Genomic DNA, 16,080 nt, shown 5'->3' with positions numbered 1-16,080 from the left:
AGCCTTTTCTATTTGAACTGATCCCCAAAGAACCCAATGTGATTTCGCATCTCACGACGTGCACCTTCAACATCGCGGGCTCTGATCGCATCCAGAATAGCCTTGTGCTCTTCAATCCCATGCCGACGAGCAAACTCGGGCAGCAACGGGTACAGTCCCTTGCTCATATTCATACCAACAAGTATCTGCGGCTTCATGACTTCGTAAACAGCCGCCGCATACTCATTCTTGGCAGCCTTCACGACCGCAGCATGAAACCGCATATCACCATCAATGGTACCAACAGAGTCCAGTCCGTCACTGTGAATCTGCGCCAGCGCTGAATCCAGCTCTGCCATCTCTTCATCTGTCCAGCGCTCAGCAGCCAACGCCGCCATCTCGCCTTCAAAGGCCATACGGGTTTCCTGGCATTGAATGACATCACCAATGCCGGAAATCGCAAACTCTCCCAGTGTGGGCGCAAAAGGCGTTGGAGTAACGTGCTCCCTGATGACAAAGCTGCCAGAACCACGCACAGTCTTGATGTAGCCCTCTTTACGCAGGCGCTCCATCGCACCGCGCACAACAGGACGTGAGACGCCATAACGCTCACACAGCGCATTTTCTGTCGGAAGCTTAAGACCTTCCGGAAATTCTCCGGAGTCGACAGCATCTTTCATCTTGTCGTAAACCGCATTCGAGAGGTTTGCTGGACGGGCCACCACTCACACTCCAATTATTCTTGTTTTTCTAGCTGTTTGCAGCTTTGGAAGTTTATTAATTTACAACAGCTGCCCTAAGCTAACAAGCTTGCCACACTAAAGCGGCATCTTTGACGCCCACTCACCTAAATCAGACAAAGTATATAAATAAATCAGATAGATAGGAGAGTTCCGAAGCGAATTATTTAAGCGAACAACCGTGTTCTCTTACCAAGCTGCGACATTATGTAGTCTACTTATTTACAGCGCACCTTCCTAATATATCTGAGAGGGATTGTGGGGTCTCTCCAAGGTTGGGGGTGTTATTATGCGTCGACTTCCTTTTAAGACTGTTCAGTGTGCGGCAACTGACTTCTGTGGCACCATCGCCGTAACGAGCATTCTCGTAGGCATCCTCTATCTGATTTTCACGTTCACATGAGATCTGCGAGTTTCTAACAGGTTGCAATGCAGGCATCTGTGGGGCAGTCAGCACTCCCCACTGGCGAACGCCTGCAACTTGATGCATTCTTGACTTTGATGTTCAAGTAATCTTCAGATGATTGTTCTATGATCTATGTTCTTCAACTAAGCCCTTATGCGCCCAATGAAATCAACGAGGAGCTGGAGAAGTGCACCCCGCTTGCTCGCTATTGGGAGCTTCAACAAGACGAAGAGCTTAGAGCTCAAATCTTGCCAAACATCCGCATCGTCGCAACCAAGGGGGATATGGGTCTCCCCAGTGAGCTGATGGCAGAGTTACCAAACCTTGAGCTCATCGTGGTGTATGGCGCAGGTTACGACAAAATTGACCTGCAACAGGCCCGCGATCGCAACATCATCATCACAACCACACCAGACGCTTTGACTGAAGCCGTAGCCGACCACGTCGTGGGCCTTGCTCTGGCATCCTCCCGCAGGATTGCCGAGGGAGACCGCTTTATCCGCAACGGCGACTGGCTCAACGGCAAATTGGGCATAGGCTACAGCCTGCGAGGCAAGACACTCGGCATTTTTGGATACGGCCGCATTGGCAGAAAAACCGCCGAAATATTGGGTGACACATTTGGTATGCAGGTTTTGTACTGTGACCGCAGCGCAGACCCAAAACAAGACAGGCAGTGCCGATCCTCTCCACTGGAGTTGGCAAGTGAATCCGACGTGCTTGTTATTGCTGCATCTGGCAGTCCTGACACAAAAAATATTATAGATATTAATATATTAGAAGCCCTTGGACCAAACGGCCTGCTGATAAACATTGCCCGTGGTTCATTAGTAAACACTCAACATTTGATCACTGCACTTGAGAGTAGAAAACTGGGCGCAGCAGCGTTGGACGTATTTCCGGATGAACCCAACGTTCCCAATGAACTGATCAGCTCACCATACACAACTCTGACCCCTCACCTCGCAAGTGCTACACGCGAAACCAGAGTAGAGATGGGGCGCCAAGTAATTGAAAATATTTCATCTTACAGGAAAAATGGAGAAGTATTTAACCGGCTAATTTTCTAATTTCGATGTAGACGCAAAAATATTTACATAGAAAAAACAAAAATATAGCTCACACACACTCGCTACAGGTGTTATTGTTACCTGTGAGTTCCACTTACTTTATAAATAAAGCAAATTCATGCCTTTAAAAAAATCCAGAGTTACTGTGTCCGATATTGCGAAAGCGGCGGGCGTGTCAGTTGCGACTGTGTCGAATACCATAAATGACACAGGTCGCATGACGGAAGAAACCAAAGCTCGCGTAAAGAAAGCTATGCAAGAGCTGGGCTTTGTAAGAGATTACAACGCCGCCAAACTCCGGTCTGGCCGTTCCCGCCTTGTCGGTGTTCTCGTACCAGATATTTCAATTCCATTTTACGCTGAGTTCTGCACGTCATTAGAAGCAGCTCTCTCAGAGCACGGCTACCTGCCGGTCATCGCAAATGTTGGCGAAGACACCAAGCGTCAACAAACCATGCTTGAGGAAGTCATCGGCCATGGCGTTGCAGGCATCGCAATCAGCCCAAGCGCAGGCACGAAAAGAAGTGACTTCGAGATCGCCAACACACGCAGAATTCCCGTTGTCACCTTCTGCCGGGAAATTGAAGGTCTGGCGATGGACTACATTGGGTCCAACAACTATCAGGCTGCTCAACTGGCCACAAAACATCTGCTTGAGCAAGGCCACCGTAAGTTCGCGATGATTGCAGGCCTGCAGGAAACTATGCCGGGTCGAGAACGCAAACGCGGCTTCCACGACGCCTTAAAAGCAGCAGGCATTCCAGAATCTGATATCCACGTGGAAGTATGCGGCTTTGACCGCGAATGTGGACGCATAAAAGCGCAGCAGCTCCTCTCAAACAAGACTGAGTTCACTGCCCTGCTCTGCCACAATGACCTTGTCTCAGTAGGCGCAGCTGCAGAACTCAAGAAAGCAGGCCGCAACATCGGTGAAGACTTGGCCGTCGTCGGCTTCGACAACCTACCAGAAGGCGAAGCGTGGACACCTGCACTCACCTCAGTAGAAAGCTACCCGCGCACTATCGGCAAAGATGTTGCCAACTTGCTCATCAAACGTCTTGACGGAGAACCAACCCCAACCACCACAGAACGGGTAGAGCCGCATTTGTTGGTACGCGACTCTTCCAGCTTCAGGGTTTAAGAGCCCTTATTCAGGACGCGGCTCGTCCCAAAGGGTTTCCCAGGTGTACGGGCTGCCGGACAAGAAGTACTCATCGCCTGGAATAAAGCGATGGTTCTTATCAAGATGCGCGATGCGGGACATGTCGTGCTCATCAAGATCGCACTCCGACGCCGCAAGGTTCTGCGCCAAACGCTCAGGGTTGCCTGACTTTGGCACAACGATAACGCCGTTCTGGATCGCCCATTTCAGCACCACCTGAGATGTCGTCGCGCCATGCTTCCCGGCAATTTCTTCAATCACTGGGTGGGCGAGAACAACATCCTGCTTCTGCGCGTCCGTTAGATCCGCAGGAACACCACGCCCAAGCGGAGAATAAGCGGTCAGCGCAATATTGTTGTGCAGGCAGTAAGAGCGAAGATCATTCTGCTGCAGGAAAGGATGCAACTCCACCTGATTAACAGCCGGAACAACCCGCGCTTCCATGATCAGGTCTTCCAGCTTATGCGTGCTGAAGTTTGAAACACCGATTGTGTTCGCCAAACTATCATCAAAGCACTCTTCCAACGCCCGCCATGTATCCATCAGCGGCACGTCCTCAAGCGAGTAATAATCTGCTGAGCTGGTAGGCTTCTTCACGCCCGTCTTCAGCGCCACAGGCCAGTGCATGAGGTAAAGATCGAGATACTCCATCTGAAGATCCGCAAGCGTCTTTTCCAGCGCGCCTCTCACATCTTCTGGCTTGTGAAAGCTGTTCCATAACTTGGAGGTGATGAAGAGTTCACTGCGCTTGATGCCCTCTTCCTTCATGGCATCAGCAATCGCCTGCCCAATCTCAGCTTCATTGTCGTACATCATCGCACAGTCGATGTGACGATACCCAGCCTTCAATGCCGCACGAAGTGCAGGATAAGTCTTACCCTCTCCAAAGTTCACCGTACCAAGGCCCAGCATTGGCATCTTGTAACCGGTAGAAAGTGTCTTGGATCGCATGATGCCCCCTCAAAAAAGAAAACCTGCCAGCAAACGCCAGCAGGTTTCCTTACAACGTATTCAGCACCAGATAAATACCGATGCACATCACGAGATTTGGTTTCGCTTCATTTGAGAGCAGAAACCTCAAGCCACGTATTTGTTCAGCACTTCAAGAGCCGCCAACTTGCGGGAAAGGTCCCCATCCAGCCATTGCTCCATAGCACCAAGAACGTTCTCCTGAGCATAGCAACGCAAACACGTTGCTGCTCCGGGAATGAGAACGCCATTTTCCATCTGCGCAGCCTCAAAGATCTCGTCCAGATTACTAACATCTGAGTTTGCACTCACAAGCTCCAAAGCAGTCACACGCAAGCGACGGCGCGGGCTCTTAAGATAGCTACGCACATCAATATTAGCATCAGGTTTTCCGGCCAAAACCTTCAGTGCGGAGGCAGAGACAGCGTCGGTCTTGTCCTTCAGCGCTGCCGTCACAACCTTCTCTGCTTCTGGATTTGAGGAGGTACCAAGCAGCTCAACACGCATCGCACGCACAGCAACATCATTCTCTGGCGGCAAAGCAAAGATACGCTCGATCGCGTCCTCAGAAAGCTCAAGCCCGTTTTCAACCAGATGAACCAGGCTCTGACTTGCAGCAAACCGAACCTGCATCTGACGGTCAGACAAAGCTGACACCAGCGCATCAATCAGTTCTGGACGCTTCGCATCACCACAAATGCGCAGAGCCAGCAGACGGATGTCCAAAGCAGGATCATCTGGGCGTCCCGGCACAACGCGCTTCTTCTCAATCAGCTCATTTGCCAACTCAAGGAAGTGCATGTCCTTCTTGCCAAGATCGACGGGCTCTTCAGCCAACTTCTCAATCTCGTCCTCAGTGTTCAGGATCGCACCAAGTGTTGAACCCGGGAAGGCAACAACATTGTCAGGCAGATCTTCAACATTCTCAATAGCGCCCTCTGGCACGTCTTCAGCAACAACTGGCTCAACACCAGCAGTGACCTTGGCAACCAACTCTTCAGCAGAAGGCTCTTCGGCTACAACATCTTCCTCAACCACAACTTCATTCGGCGCTTGAGGCTCAATCACATTGCCTTCGCGGTCGATCTGAATGCGCGGCTGCTTGCCGTCACCCTTGCCATTGCTACCGAGATCGGACGGATCCTTCTCTTTTGCGCTATCGAGAATATCCTGATCATGCGCTTCTGGCATCAGCTTGCCAGAAACTGCCCAAACCAGTTGTACAGCAGCATTGTCCGCAATATCGCCCTCACCTTCAGCCAGCTTGGCCAGAGAGTTCAAAGCAGCAAGACGGATTTCCTGTTCTGCACTTGTCACCTGCTCCTGTAAAACGGCTAGACCATCAACACTCGGCTTCTCACCGTGAAGCACGATAAACGCCTTCAACACCGCCTCTTCTTGACGGTGGACAGCAATCTCGCTCAACAAAGCTGTCGCAGCTTCAGTCTCAACTTTCGCAAGCACAGGCACCAGCGCAGCAACAAACGCATCACTCGCACTGCGCAAAGAGCGTTCAATCCGCTCAATCAGCGCATCCGGTTTGGCGATATCAGAAGAAGCCATCCGCCCAAGCGCCATAATACGCAGGGTCTCTTCCTCGTCTTCAAAAGCAACCGTTTCAAGCTTTGAATAGGAAAGTTTGCCAGATGCCTTCAGCGCCAAGCGACGCATCTGAGGTTCGCTGTCAGCCAACAACACAGCCAGGTCAGCTTCCTCACCACGGGCCATCAGCACTTCAGCTGCAGCAACACGCACATCAGGATCAGCATCTGCGAACAAAACGCGTAGGATCTCACCAACCCGCTCATCCTTCGCTGAGGAAAGCGCCCGAGCCGTATGTTCACGCACGCGAGCAGAAGCGTCCGTCGCCAGGGATGCCAGTTCAAGCAATCCAGCAACACCCATTTCAGAAAGCGCCATGGTCACTTCCGGCCAAACTTCCTGGCCAAATGGATCGCGTGCAGCTTCCAACAAAGCCGCAGCAGATGCTTCACATTTCAACGTACCAAGCGCCAGAATGGACTTTCGCTGCACATCCAGCCAGTCATCCCATTCAGCGCCGTAACCGTCCCATGCAACATCATCTTCGCAACGGTCTTTAGCCAGCTTCGTCAGCCAGTCTTCCGCAACTGTCCCGCCAACAATTGCAAGTCCGTCAATGGCAGAAAGCTTCACTTCCAGCACTGGATCGTTCTGCAAACTCCACAGCAGAACATCAGCATCCAGGCCCTTGCCTGCACTGATAAGAGCTTCAACCGCATCACTGCGAACGTCTTCATCTTCATCCCGCAGAGCTTCTGCAAGTGCTGTCTGAGCAGTCGAAGTGCCAAATTTCCCAAGAATTTGAGCGGACAAACACTTTTCGCGCTCTTCGCCGTTTGCAAGCAACTCACACAGGATTTTTACGAGCTTTTCAGTAGCTTCACTCTGCTCCACTGCAAAATCCTGATCTAAATGCCTGATGGAAACCGTCATGATTGGCTTTTCTCCTCAAGCGTATTCCCGAGTAGTGGACTCCGGTTTTCGGGCAAGAATACGCAAAACAAAAACTTAAAGCAGGTTGAAAACAAGCTGATTTAAGGCCCACTTCTGCAAAACGGCTCAGGCTCGTAAGCCCCTTTGCACAAGCGGAAAAGAACTGGCGGGGTAGCCCCGCCAGCTCCTGATTTCCTATGCAATATCGCGACGTGCGAAAGACATAGACCGGAAACTATCCTTGTATGGGCTTGTGCCGATCTTCTTGATACGACCAACACCCATCTTGTAGTTGTAGTTACCGCTGATCCAGTCCACCACGCGGCCAGACAGAGCATTTGCTGGCTGTGCAGTGTGCAGGAAGTCCATGTAAAGCATGCCCTTCTTCAGCGCCGGGGTAACAATTGCTACCGCAGTAATAGCGCCTTCAGTCAACTCAATATGGCCTTCATCCATCAGTTTGGTAAAGGTGAAATCATCGCCTTCGATGCCCACTGTGGTGTCTGTCTGAACCGGAATACGGTCAGAGAAGAGCATCACATAGTCACCGTTCTCGATACCGCGCTCTTTCGCATCATCTGGGTGGATTTCAACCCAGTTTTCAGGCCAGCGCTGCACGATGTAAGGACGACGGCGGTCATCATAACCAGACTGCCAACGCTCGTTGATACGACCGGAAGTCACCCAAAGCTCATCATCCTTCGGCTTCATCCATGCCCAGTAATCGGAGAACAGGCTCCATGGGCTCTTCTGGATGTTGCACTTACCAGTTTGAGAGTTGAAGTGAGTAAGCTTCTTGTTGTAGCGGTTGGAACCGGTTGGACCAGTCGCTGACAGTTCACGGGTTGTGTCATGCAAGCGCTGGGTACCCTGAAGGGTTCCGTCTTCGAGCATAACAACTGGGCCCTGAATACCGTCAGTACCGAACTCAGCAAACTTCTCGTGAAGAGTCTTGCCTTCCTTCTGAGCAGCAACCTTCAGCATAAAGAAGTCTTTACGGCTGCCACGGGAGAAGCGGGCTGCTTCTTCAAGTACCTCGTTGGAGTCTTTCCAATCGTAGCCTTTGAAGCCCATTTTCTTCGCGAGGTTCGCAACAATCCACCAGTCAGGTTTCGCTTCACCCGGTGCATCGTAGAATTTTGGATACAGACGCAGACGACGCTCACCGTTTGCACGGGTGAATGTATCTTCGCCCCAACCAGCAGCTGGGAAGACGATATCTGCGAAACGTGCACCAATTGGATCTACGAGGTAGATGTCCTGGTTCACCACAACCATACCACCGCTATCTACACGCTTTTTCAGAGTGTCGATGATGGTTTGCTTGTCGTAAGAACGCACCTGATTTGGGTTCTGAACGGTCAGCTCTTCAAACTTTGCAGCAAGAGACTGGGAACCACACATGGACTGAATCCAGGTGTTGCCAATCACGTGAGCAAAGCGGGTGTGACCACTCATCAGATACCGGTCGGTATCCATTGCGCGACGACGACGGCCTGGCAGCTTCTCAGGAGACTTGTTGCGTGGGTAAGACCCACCCTTCAAACCACCACGCTGGTGACCACCAGCACGGCCAATGACCTGACCCGGACGACCGCCACAACCCGTGATAATACCAAGAGATGAAATCGCATTGGTGTTACCGGTGTTGTTGGACCAGTAGAAGCCCTTTTCGATCATGATAGACGTCTTAGGACGGGAGCCATCATCACGAGGTTTAGCCATCCACTCAGCAGCCTTGTAGATTTTCTCTACATCAATCTGAGCAGTTTCAGCAGCTGCTGTTGGTTCAAACTCATCCTGAGCCATCAGCCACTTAACAAAGTCGTCGTAACCTTTGGTCTGGAATTTGCCCCAGGTCGTACGCCACTGCCATGGAGTGTTACGAGTACCCTGACCGAAGCCTGAGGAGCTCTCCCACTTGTTGTTGACCCAATCGCGGATCCATTCAGCGTCCTGCCAACCGTTTTCGATGATCACGCGAGCAATCGCGTTCACAACGAGAAGGTCAGTACCCGGCTGGATGTCGAGCCACAGACCACCATTCTTCTCCGCATAAGCCACACCAGCAGTACGACGCGGAATCATGAAGATTGTCTTCTGACCGTTCTGAATGGCTGGCATAATCCAGTCAGTGAACAAAATGGTCTTGGACTCGTATGGATCGGTACCGCAGATCATCAGAGTCTCGGCATCTTTCCAGTCCTGATAAGAAGGACCGAAGTTGTCGAAACCTGCATCACGGAAGCCCGGAGTGGACGTCACATCAGATGGAGTGTCGTGGAAAGTGAAGTTCGCAGTGCTAACAGAGCGCAGAGCATACTTGGAAATCGCATAGGTGTTTTCCATGTAGCCGTAGGAGAATGTTTTCACGCAGAAAGCGTTCTCGCCATGCTTCTTGATAACGTGCTTACCAACTTCCGCAGCAACTTCCAGAGCCAGATCCCAGGTGACCGGCATCAAAGTGCCGAACATACGGATCATTGGTGACTTCAGACGGTCGCGAGTTGGGGTCTGAGGGTTGTAAACCTTCTTCGCCAGCGCACCACCACGGATGGAAGAGTTACCATTGATGTTTACATGCTTGGTATCTTTATCCGGAATGATGATCACATGGTGAGGTTCGCCCTTATGCAGCACAACGTTGTACTGGTTTGGAGCAACCCATGGGCCCAGCGGATCAACCGGGAAGTCTACGCCAAAGGCGTTTTCAGCGGCTTTTTCACCACCTACTTTTCCAGCCTTAACAGGCCAGCGATAGATCTTATAACCACACGCTACGATGCAATAATCACAAGCAGTGGAAAGAACATCAGCATCTACCGGAGGCAGCGGAATGTTTGTTCCAGGAATGTAGTAGGGAGTTGACATGATTTACTCCTCACCCTTTGAGATTGTCGTAGCGGCCATAGATCAGCCCGAACATACCAACAGCGTAAACATCGTCGCCGTCCAGCTCGAGAAGAACCTGAGGCAAGCTCTGGTAAGCCTGGCCGGAGATAAAGATACCGTGACGGGTTAGGTCAAAGGTGGTCAGGTGCAGTGGGCATGGACCCAGAGCCTTATCACCTTTCTGATAGGTACCCTGCAGCGGACCACCCTGGTGAGTACAGGTATAGTTGAACGCTACAATGTCCTTGTCAGAGCCGATACCGCCACCAGCTTCCTTACCCAACTTAACAATCATGGACTCGCAATAAGCGCCTTCGTCCGGATAGTTGAAGTCGAGCGGCTCATCTTCCTTCAGCTCAGAAAGCTTACAAATGAACTTGCGCTCATAAGTGGAGACCATCGCAGGCACCTTCGCAGCAGAAGGACCAGATTTGAGAGCCACCATAACGGTGAAGGTAGAAATACCGGAAGTCAGCAGGAACTGACGGCGTGTCATCACACAACGCTTGCCAGTTTTTGCAATTTCCTCAGGGCCGTTCACGACCTCAATCATCTCAGGAGAGACGGACTTAGGTTGATGTGTCATCTCCATCTCCTCTTAATTCGTTACAGCCGGAAGCGGTTCATACTCAGGAAGATCAGGTGTTTCCATGAGAAGACGCTCGCCAGTGAAGCTTTCAACGAAGGCCACCAGATCAGCTTTCTCTTTGTCAGTCAGACCGAGAGGTTTGATCAGGTCGGTTTTCGTTGCGGCCCAGTCGTTAGTGCCACCACCCTGGTTGTAGAATTCAACTACATCTTCCAGAGTTTCCAACATGCCATTGTGCATGTAAGGAGCGGTGTACTTGGTGTAACGCAGAGAAGGCACACGGAACTTGCCGAGGTCAGCATTCTGCTTGGTCACGAAGTAAAGGCCCGGATCGTCCTTCCACTTGCGGTATTTCTCTTCTGTGGAGCCTTTTGCATAAAGCTCAAAGCGGAAGGTGATTTGCGCAAGTTCATCGTCTTCCCAACCGTCATAAGCTGGAACGCCGAGGTTGTAGTACTTCTGGTTGGAGATCAGAGCACCATCATGACAGGTAGAACACCCAGCCTTACCGGTGAACAGTTCCATACCGCGCTTCTGCTGATCACTCAGAGCATCGTCATCGCCAAGCATGTACAGATCAAACGGAGTATCACGCTGAACGATTGACCGCTCAAATGCAGCAATCGCCATATAAGCGTCACGCATCAGAGGGTATTCGGTACCGAACACATCGTTGAAACGCTCACGATACTCAGGAATAAACGCAAGGCGCGCTTCCATCATGTCGTCTTCACCGTTACCGGCAACACCACCACGAGCAGCTGTACGAGCTTCAGCTTCCAAAGATTTGGAAACGCCAGTCCAGAACAGATTACCGTAATAAGCACTGTTCACGATTGTTGGTGAGTTACGCCAGTGAACTGTACCCGGATAGCCCAGAGAGATCTTGTCTGGGAAGTCCCAGCCAAGCTCAGGCAAGTGACATGCCGAACATGGCATTGCACCGTTACCGGACAGACGTGGATCGAAGAACAGGAGCTTACCCAACTCTACCTTTTCAGGTGTCATTGGGTTATCTGGCGGAGAAGGAGGCTCACCCAAAGGAGCCAGTTCTGCCGGGCGTTTTTCAGCCGCTTGAACACCAGCTGCAACTGCAACAATGGAAACACCAGCAAGTGCAATCACACTAATGGTTTTTTTGAATGTTGTCATTTTAGCAGCCCCCTAGTTCTTCTTGTTTTTCCAGTCTTCGATCAACTCATAAGAGTAGTCGTCGGCTGTCCAAACATATTCAGGAGTATCGAAGCTGTCGCCAGACAAGCTCTTCAAGAACGCAACCAGATTGGCCTTTTCGCTGTTCTTCAGGTTGAGAGGCTTCAGACGTGAGTCTTTGTTGACATCATCACCGCCACCCTGGTTGTAGAATTCTACAACGTCTTCAAGAGTCGCCAGCATGCCGTTGTGCATGTAAGGCGCGGTATAAGTCAGCTCACGAAGAGTTGGGGTCAGGAAGGAACGCTTGTTCTCTTCTTTATGATCCCGGATGAATGCACCCTGATCTTCACGCAGGTTCATGTAGTTGTTAACGCCCATGAACTTCGCGTAGGTCACATAGGTAATGTGACGCAGAGGATCGGACCAGATATCAGGGTTGTTAGGAACACCGATATTGTATGGCTGATCATCTGTGAAGCGGTTGCCGGAGTGACAGGAAGAACATCCTGCTTTGCCCATGAAGAGTTCATAACCGCGTCTCTCAGCCACGGTCAGCTCACCACGATCAAACGCGGAACCTTGAGATGTAATGGATTTAAGGAATGCTTCTAAAGCACCACGAGCACCACCGTTAGATGGTTCGCCCTTACCCGCAGCTTTAAACATTTCAACGTAAACAGGATCTTGCTTCATGCGCTCCTGCATGATGCGCATATCCATGTTCATGATGTAGGTCTCTGTGATCATACCACGAGAGACATCGTTCAGGTTTGTACCTAAACGGCCATCATGCATCCAGGCTGCCCGGTGTCCGACATTCGCCAGTGTTGGCGTGTTACGGAAACCTTCTGTACCTGTATATGCAGTAGAAAGCTTTTCGCCGTCTGTGAACCCCTTAGCTGGATCATGACATGTTGAACAGCTAAGGTTGGTGTCACCAGACAAACGGCTATCATAAAATAAGCGTTTTCCCAGTTCTACAAGAGCAGGTTTCTGCTCTATCTTTGCAACAGGCCCTAAATCTGTTGCGAATGCCGCAGTGCTTGTCATCAAAGCAATCGACATACTGACGAGAAGGCGCATTGTTACCCCCAGTTTGGCTGGGATGATACTAACAAGATTCGTTGTCAGGCAGCATCGATCCCCGAATACGCATTATTTCTGCATGGGGTTGAACTCCTTTCATTGATTGCAATCAGAAGTCAGATCTAGGAGTTCTAAAGAATGATATTTTTTCACCTTCATCCGGTAACAAAATGTTGAATAAAAGTAATCCTTGGAATATTGATTTATATCAATGTCCTTGACTACAGGGGACTTTACGCCAAATCACGTAATAAGCGGGGAGCTTAACGCATGTCGGGGACAACCCCTCCAAAGATAGCGTCATCACCTGACCATCTTTCTTTTGAATGTGTTCAGGAAACCTGCGGTTTTAAGGGCGAGGAATGTCTCTGTCGCCCAATGCATCTTCATTTCGAAAAAGCAGAATTACGTGCCGCCAGAACCATCGAGCTGAACGAGGGTGATCAACTGGCGCCAGAAGACTTTCCGGAACCTGTTGTATTCGCAGTTCTCAATGGTGTGATCGCTGTTGAGAGCCACTTAAGTGATGGACGCCGCTCCCTACTCACACTTCGCTTCCCAGGTGAGTATCTGGACATGAACCGTGCAGACCGTCACGCATCTGGTGAAGTCGTCGCTCTTGCGCCAACTTCAGTGAAACTGGTTCCACGCAATGTCTTCGAAGAATTGTTGTTGCTGGACTCCAACCTGCGCCGCATCTACTGGCGCCGCGCGACTGATATCATGCACCAGCAGTTCGACCATTCCTCTGATCTGGGCAAGAAAACCCCAACAGAGCGCATGGCTTCCTTTATCTTTGAGCTACGCAACCGCATGAGCATTCCACGCTTTGTGGAAGAGTTCACTCTGCCAATCTCCCGACAATCCATTGCTGACTATCTCGGCCTGCGTGCTGAGACCGTAAGCCGTGTTCTAAAGAGCTTGGAGAAGGAAGGCGCTGTAAAGCTTATTGGCAAACATAAGATTGCCGTTCTGGACTTCAAGGGCCTGCGCAAAATCGCCAATGGCGCACGTCCGCGCCTGTCAAACCATCGCTGATCTGATCGCGCGACTTTAAGAGCTGGTCACAACGCCAGCTCTTCCCACCCTAATTACTCTTCTTCTACATTATTTATACGCGCAGTGATCTCATTCAGGCGTGTCAGGCTTTGCATCGTCATAGGCAGCATAATGGCCGCCTCCACGAACTCCCATGAGTAAGCCACGATGGAAAATATCATGCCTGTACTCATGTCAGGCAATCCAGCCGCCAGGATCAAATTGGACACAATAAACGCAATCTGAAACAGGAAAATCACACCATAAACGATGGCTTCCGTGTCAGAAAGACGAACTTCATGCATTCTTAGCGCACGCAGATGTCTCCAGACACCACGCCGACTCCCTCTCTCAAGCACATGCACCTGGTTCTCTGTCTCTGCATTCAGGGCGGAATTGAGCAAATAAAACCGACTGTTAAATGCCGAGTAAGTAAGCAGCATCAGAACGACGACAGTAAACGCCGACGCTGACAACCACAAATGGAACCCTGCAAGCACCACGAGAGCGACAATAATCTGGATAACAGCTGAAAGCACTTCAGGTACTTCCTCCTCCAGATAGTCCACCAGCTCTCTGCTCATACTCAACCGCGCCGCTCGTTTCGAAACCGGCTTAGTCTGGTGCCTCTGATCCAACTCCGCCCCCAAGTGGAGCCGGATTGTGCCATAGGCGCGGGTATCGTAAATCCGGCGCGCTACTGCGATCACCGTCAGCCCAACAAGAACACCACCCATTACAATGACATGGTCGAATGCCCCTTGAAGCAGGTCATCAATGGCAAACCCGATGAGCAACGGGATCAGTGCCATCAAGAAATTCTCTGCAAGAACACCCGCCCATGTAAGACAAATCCGATAGGGAAATGTCTTCACAAGGGTAGAAAGTCCAAGATGTCCTTCTAAACGCATGATGCCCTCAACATACAAATAATAAATTGTCATTTTAGATAATCTATTATCACACTGTGTCAAGGCCTGCTCATTCGGCAGTTAAGCAACCACCTCTTCAACACCAACCAATTCAAAGGACCCAATCGGCGTCTCAACTCCGTTAAGCAACACTGCCAGCCGATGTTCTCCCTCATAATATCGACGTGTTGTGATTGGCCGAATGCTGTGTTTGCCTGAAACACGAAGCGTCTGCCCAGCGCTCAACTCGCCTCTCCGCCACTTGAACACCTTTGGGGCTAGCGTCCCATTCGCTTTGCGATGGAAGATGACAAAGTCGAGCATAAACGGAACTGCCTTCTCAGCGGCATTGCTTATCTCTGCAGAAAAGGTCAACCCTGATCCATAGACCACCCGATCAGTATCCAAGGCACTGCGCACCACACGCGTATGCTCTGCATCATACCCAAGCACAGCAAGGCTCGGCAGATGAGCAGCCTTCACATTGCTTCGCAACGCATGCCTTACCAACCGCAATCTCTGCTCGGTTGATTGCTCGAGCCAGCGCCGACAAACCTCAGCAGTTAAATCAGGGTGATCCTTGGAAATATCATTCAGATGATTGGCAACAGACCGACGCACATACTCAGTCTCATCATCTTTAAGCTTCTCTAGCAATGGCAGGCACTTATCAGGGCTCTCGATAAAGCCCTTCAATCGCTGTCCCCATGGCAACCTTGGTCGTGTTCCTTCAGAAACAAGCCGCCGCACGTGCGCACATTCATCCTCAGCCCACTCAGCAAGAAGCGTCATCGCCTCCTCTTCATAGCGTTCAATAAATGGACGAATAGCAAACTCAGCTGAAAAGCGACGCGTCATCTCTTTCATAGCAGCCATAGAGAGCTCAAATTTCTCTAGGCCATAAAGCAACACGTAATCGGAGAATGGCATTGTGACGAAGCCGGAAAGCCCGCTTCCATCATTCTCCCAGACTGGCTCATCCTCCATAGCCAATGGAGCAGAGAGCGTCGCCATCATAACCCGCAGCGCTTCGCTATAATCCTCAGGAAGATAACGGCGCAGGCAACGCGCCAGATGGAGCGAGCGCTCTTTCAGCTCCAACTCACTCAATCCATCCAGGGCTTCAACTGTGAAACGAGAAGCAATAAATGAGGGATGAACCCCTGCCAAAGCAGAGGCCATCCGTTCAATTGATGCTTGATTGAAGACCTCTTTAAAAGGCTCAGCCATAAGTACCCACCACACTAAAGAATTCCATTGCACCAGCTTTACGTGGCTGATGCTCACGGCTCATATCAATCATAGAGAAGTACGACTGCCCTGCTTCATGTTTGCCAGCAGCAGCAAAAGCTTTCTCACTGGCACTGCTGTCTGCCCAGACAACAATATCAGCATAAGCGCCATCCTCATGCTTCACCAAAGAACGGCGCACAAACCCTTTGTGCTCATTCAAAAACTCAGTCTGAAACCGCTCAGAAGCAGCAACAAGATCACTTTCACTCTTGCCCTCAGCAAGATGAAAAGGCGCAAACTCAATCACTTGGTTGGTCATCATTACTTTCCTTAAAAATTCGGATGACCAGTTTGTATGGACATATATGTCATTTA

At 50.7% G+C, this 16,080-nt stretch carries 13 protein-coding genes; 3 read left to right on the top strand and 10 right to left on the bottom strand.

Features of this window, described 5'->3' with window-relative positions; genetic code table 11:
- Positions 1–8: 8 nt before the first annotated feature.
- Entirely contained in the window at positions 9–701 is a 693-nt protein-coding gene (locus tag BM231_RS24020; protein WP_093523575.1) for a FadR/GntR family transcriptional regulator, read from the bottom strand.
- A gap of 549 nt (positions 702–1,250) precedes the next feature.
- Here BM231_RS24020 and BM231_RS24015 point away from each other — a divergent pair.
- Positions 1,251–2,195, top strand: a complete 945-nt coding sequence (locus BM231_RS24015) for a 2-hydroxyacid dehydrogenase (protein ID WP_093523573.1) — start codon at positions 1,251–1,253, stop codon at positions 2,193–2,195.
- A 145-nt stretch (positions 2,196–2,340) separates the two neighbouring features.
- The gene (locus BM231_RS24010; RefSeq protein WP_208860615.1) at positions 2,341–3,336 is read left to right on the top strand and encodes a LacI family DNA-binding transcriptional regulator; all 996 of its coding nucleotides are present in this window, start codon (positions 2,341–2,343) and stop codon (positions 3,334–3,336) included.
- A gap of 6 nt (positions 3,337–3,342) precedes the next feature.
- On the opposite strand, the gene BM231_RS24005 is transcribed toward BM231_RS24010, so the two are convergent.
- The 6 genes from BM231_RS24005 to BM231_RS23980 all read right to left on the bottom strand — a co-directional run bounded on the left by BM231_RS24005 (position 3,343) and on the right by BM231_RS23980 (position 12,520).
- Positions 3,343–4,308 carry an aldo/keto reductase gene (locus BM231_RS24005; RefSeq protein ID WP_093523569.1) on the bottom strand — a complete coding sequence of 322 codons (966 nt, stop codon included), beginning with the start codon at positions 4,306–4,308 and terminating at the stop codon, positions 3,343–3,345.
- A 126-nt stretch (positions 4,309–4,434) separates the two neighbouring features.
- Positions 4,435–6,801 carry a HEAT repeat domain-containing protein gene (locus BM231_RS24000; protein ID WP_093523567.1) on the bottom strand — a complete coding sequence of 789 codons (2,367 nt, stop codon included), beginning with the start codon at positions 6,799–6,801 and terminating at the stop codon, positions 4,435–4,437.
- Between the two features lie 195 nt (positions 6,802–6,996).
- Positions 6,997–9,672, bottom strand: a complete 2,676-nt coding sequence (locus tag BM231_RS23995; RefSeq protein ID WP_093523565.1) for an arsenate reductase (azurin) large subunit — start codon at positions 9,670–9,672, stop codon at positions 6,997–6,999.
- 10 nt (positions 9,673–9,682) lie between these two features.
- On the bottom strand, positions 9,683–10,279 hold the full coding sequence (locus BM231_RS23990; RefSeq protein ID WP_181951987.1) for an arsenate reductase (azurin) small subunit: 597 nt from the start codon (positions 10,277–10,279) through the stop codon (positions 9,683–9,685).
- Positions 10,280–10,291: 12 nt separating this feature from the next.
- Entirely contained in the window at positions 10,292–11,434 is a 1,143-nt protein-coding gene (locus BM231_RS23985) for a cytochrome-c peroxidase (protein ID WP_093523563.1), read from the bottom strand.
- Between the two features lie 12 nt (positions 11,435–11,446).
- Positions 11,447–12,520 carry a cytochrome-c peroxidase gene (locus tag BM231_RS23980; RefSeq protein WP_093523561.1) on the bottom strand — a complete coding sequence of 358 codons (1,074 nt, stop codon included), beginning with the start codon at positions 12,518–12,520 and terminating at the stop codon, positions 11,447–11,449.
- Between the two features lie 273 nt (positions 12,521–12,793).
- On the opposite strand from BM231_RS23980, the gene BM231_RS23975 reads away from it, so the two are divergent.
- Entirely contained in the window at positions 12,794–13,561 is a 768-nt protein-coding gene (locus BM231_RS23975; protein WP_208860614.1) for a Crp/Fnr family transcriptional regulator, read from the top strand.
- Between the two features lie 53 nt (positions 13,562–13,614).
- Here the strand turns inward: BM231_RS23975 and BM231_RS23970 are convergent, their stop codons facing one another.
- The 3 genes from BM231_RS23970 to BM231_RS23960 are packed head-to-tail and all read right to left on the bottom strand — an operon-like array spanning position 13,615 to position 16,024.
- Positions 13,615–14,505: an ABC transporter six-transmembrane domain-containing protein gene (locus BM231_RS23970; protein WP_093523557.1), complete on the bottom strand. Its 891-nt coding sequence runs from the start codon at positions 14,503–14,505 to the stop codon at positions 13,615–13,617.
- Positions 14,506–14,553: 48 nt separating this feature from the next.
- Positions 14,554–15,702 (bottom strand): DNA alkylation repair protein, encoded by a 1,149-nt coding sequence (locus tag BM231_RS23965; protein ID WP_093523555.1) that lies wholly within the window; start codon positions 15,700–15,702, stop codon positions 14,554–14,556.
- A complete protein-coding gene (locus BM231_RS23960) occupies positions 15,695–16,024 on the bottom strand; it encodes a hypothetical protein (RefSeq protein WP_093523553.1) in 330 nt (109 codons plus the stop codon). Before BM231_RS23960 ends, BM231_RS23965 begins: the two co-directional genes overlap by 8 nt.
- Positions 16,025–16,080: the final 56 nt, after the last annotated feature.

Source organism: Pseudovibrio ascidiaceicola, assembly GCF_900114245.1.
Lineage (GTDB): Bacteria > Pseudomonadota > Alphaproteobacteria > Rhizobiales > Stappiaceae > Pseudovibrio > Pseudovibrio ascidiaceicola.
The sequence above is the reverse complement of the archived record's forward strand: the minus strand, read 5'-3'. Positions and strand labels throughout refer to the sequence as shown.

Excerpts from the sequence above, each read along its gene's own strand:
- BM231_RS24015 (WP_093523573.1), top strand. The coding sequence starts at position 1,251 with ATGATCTATGTTCTTCAACTAAGCCCTTATGCGCCCAATGAAATCAAC.
- BM231_RS24005 (WP_093523569.1), bottom strand. The coding sequence starts at position 4,308 with ATGCGATCCAAGACACTTTCTACCGGTTACAAGATGCCAATGCTGGGC.
- BM231_RS24000 (WP_093523567.1), bottom strand. The coding sequence starts at position 6,801 with ATGACGGTTTCCATCAGGCATTTAGATCAGGATTTTGCAGTGGAGCAG.
- BM231_RS23995 (WP_093523565.1), bottom strand. The coding sequence starts at position 9,672 with ATGTCAACTCCCTACTACATTCCTGGAACAAACATTCCGCTGCCTCCG.
- BM231_RS23990 (WP_181951987.1), bottom strand. The coding sequence starts at position 10,279 with ATGACACATCAACCTAAGTCCGTCTCTCCTGAGATGATTGAGGTCGTG.
- BM231_RS23985 (WP_093523563.1), bottom strand. The coding sequence starts at position 11,434 with ATGACAACATTCAAAAAAACCATTAGTGTGATTGCACTTGCTGGTGTT.
- BM231_RS23980 (WP_093523561.1), bottom strand. The coding sequence starts at position 12,520 with ATGCGCCTTCTCGTCAGTATGTCGATTGCTTTGATGACAAGCACTGCG.
- BM231_RS23975 (WP_208860614.1), top strand. The coding sequence starts at position 12,794 with ATGTCGGGGACAACCCCTCCAAAGATAGCGTCATCACCTGACCATCTT.
- BM231_RS23970 (WP_093523557.1), bottom strand. The coding sequence starts at position 14,505 with ATGACAATTTATTATTTGTATGTTGAGGGCATCATGCGTTTAGAAGGA.
- BM231_RS23965 (WP_093523555.1), bottom strand. The coding sequence starts at position 15,702 with ATGGCTGAGCCTTTTAAAGAGGTCTTCAATCAAGCATCAATTGAACGG.
- BM231_RS23960 (WP_093523553.1), bottom strand. The coding sequence starts at position 16,024 with ATGACCAACCAAGTGATTGAGTTTGCGCCTTTTCATCTTGCTGAGGGC.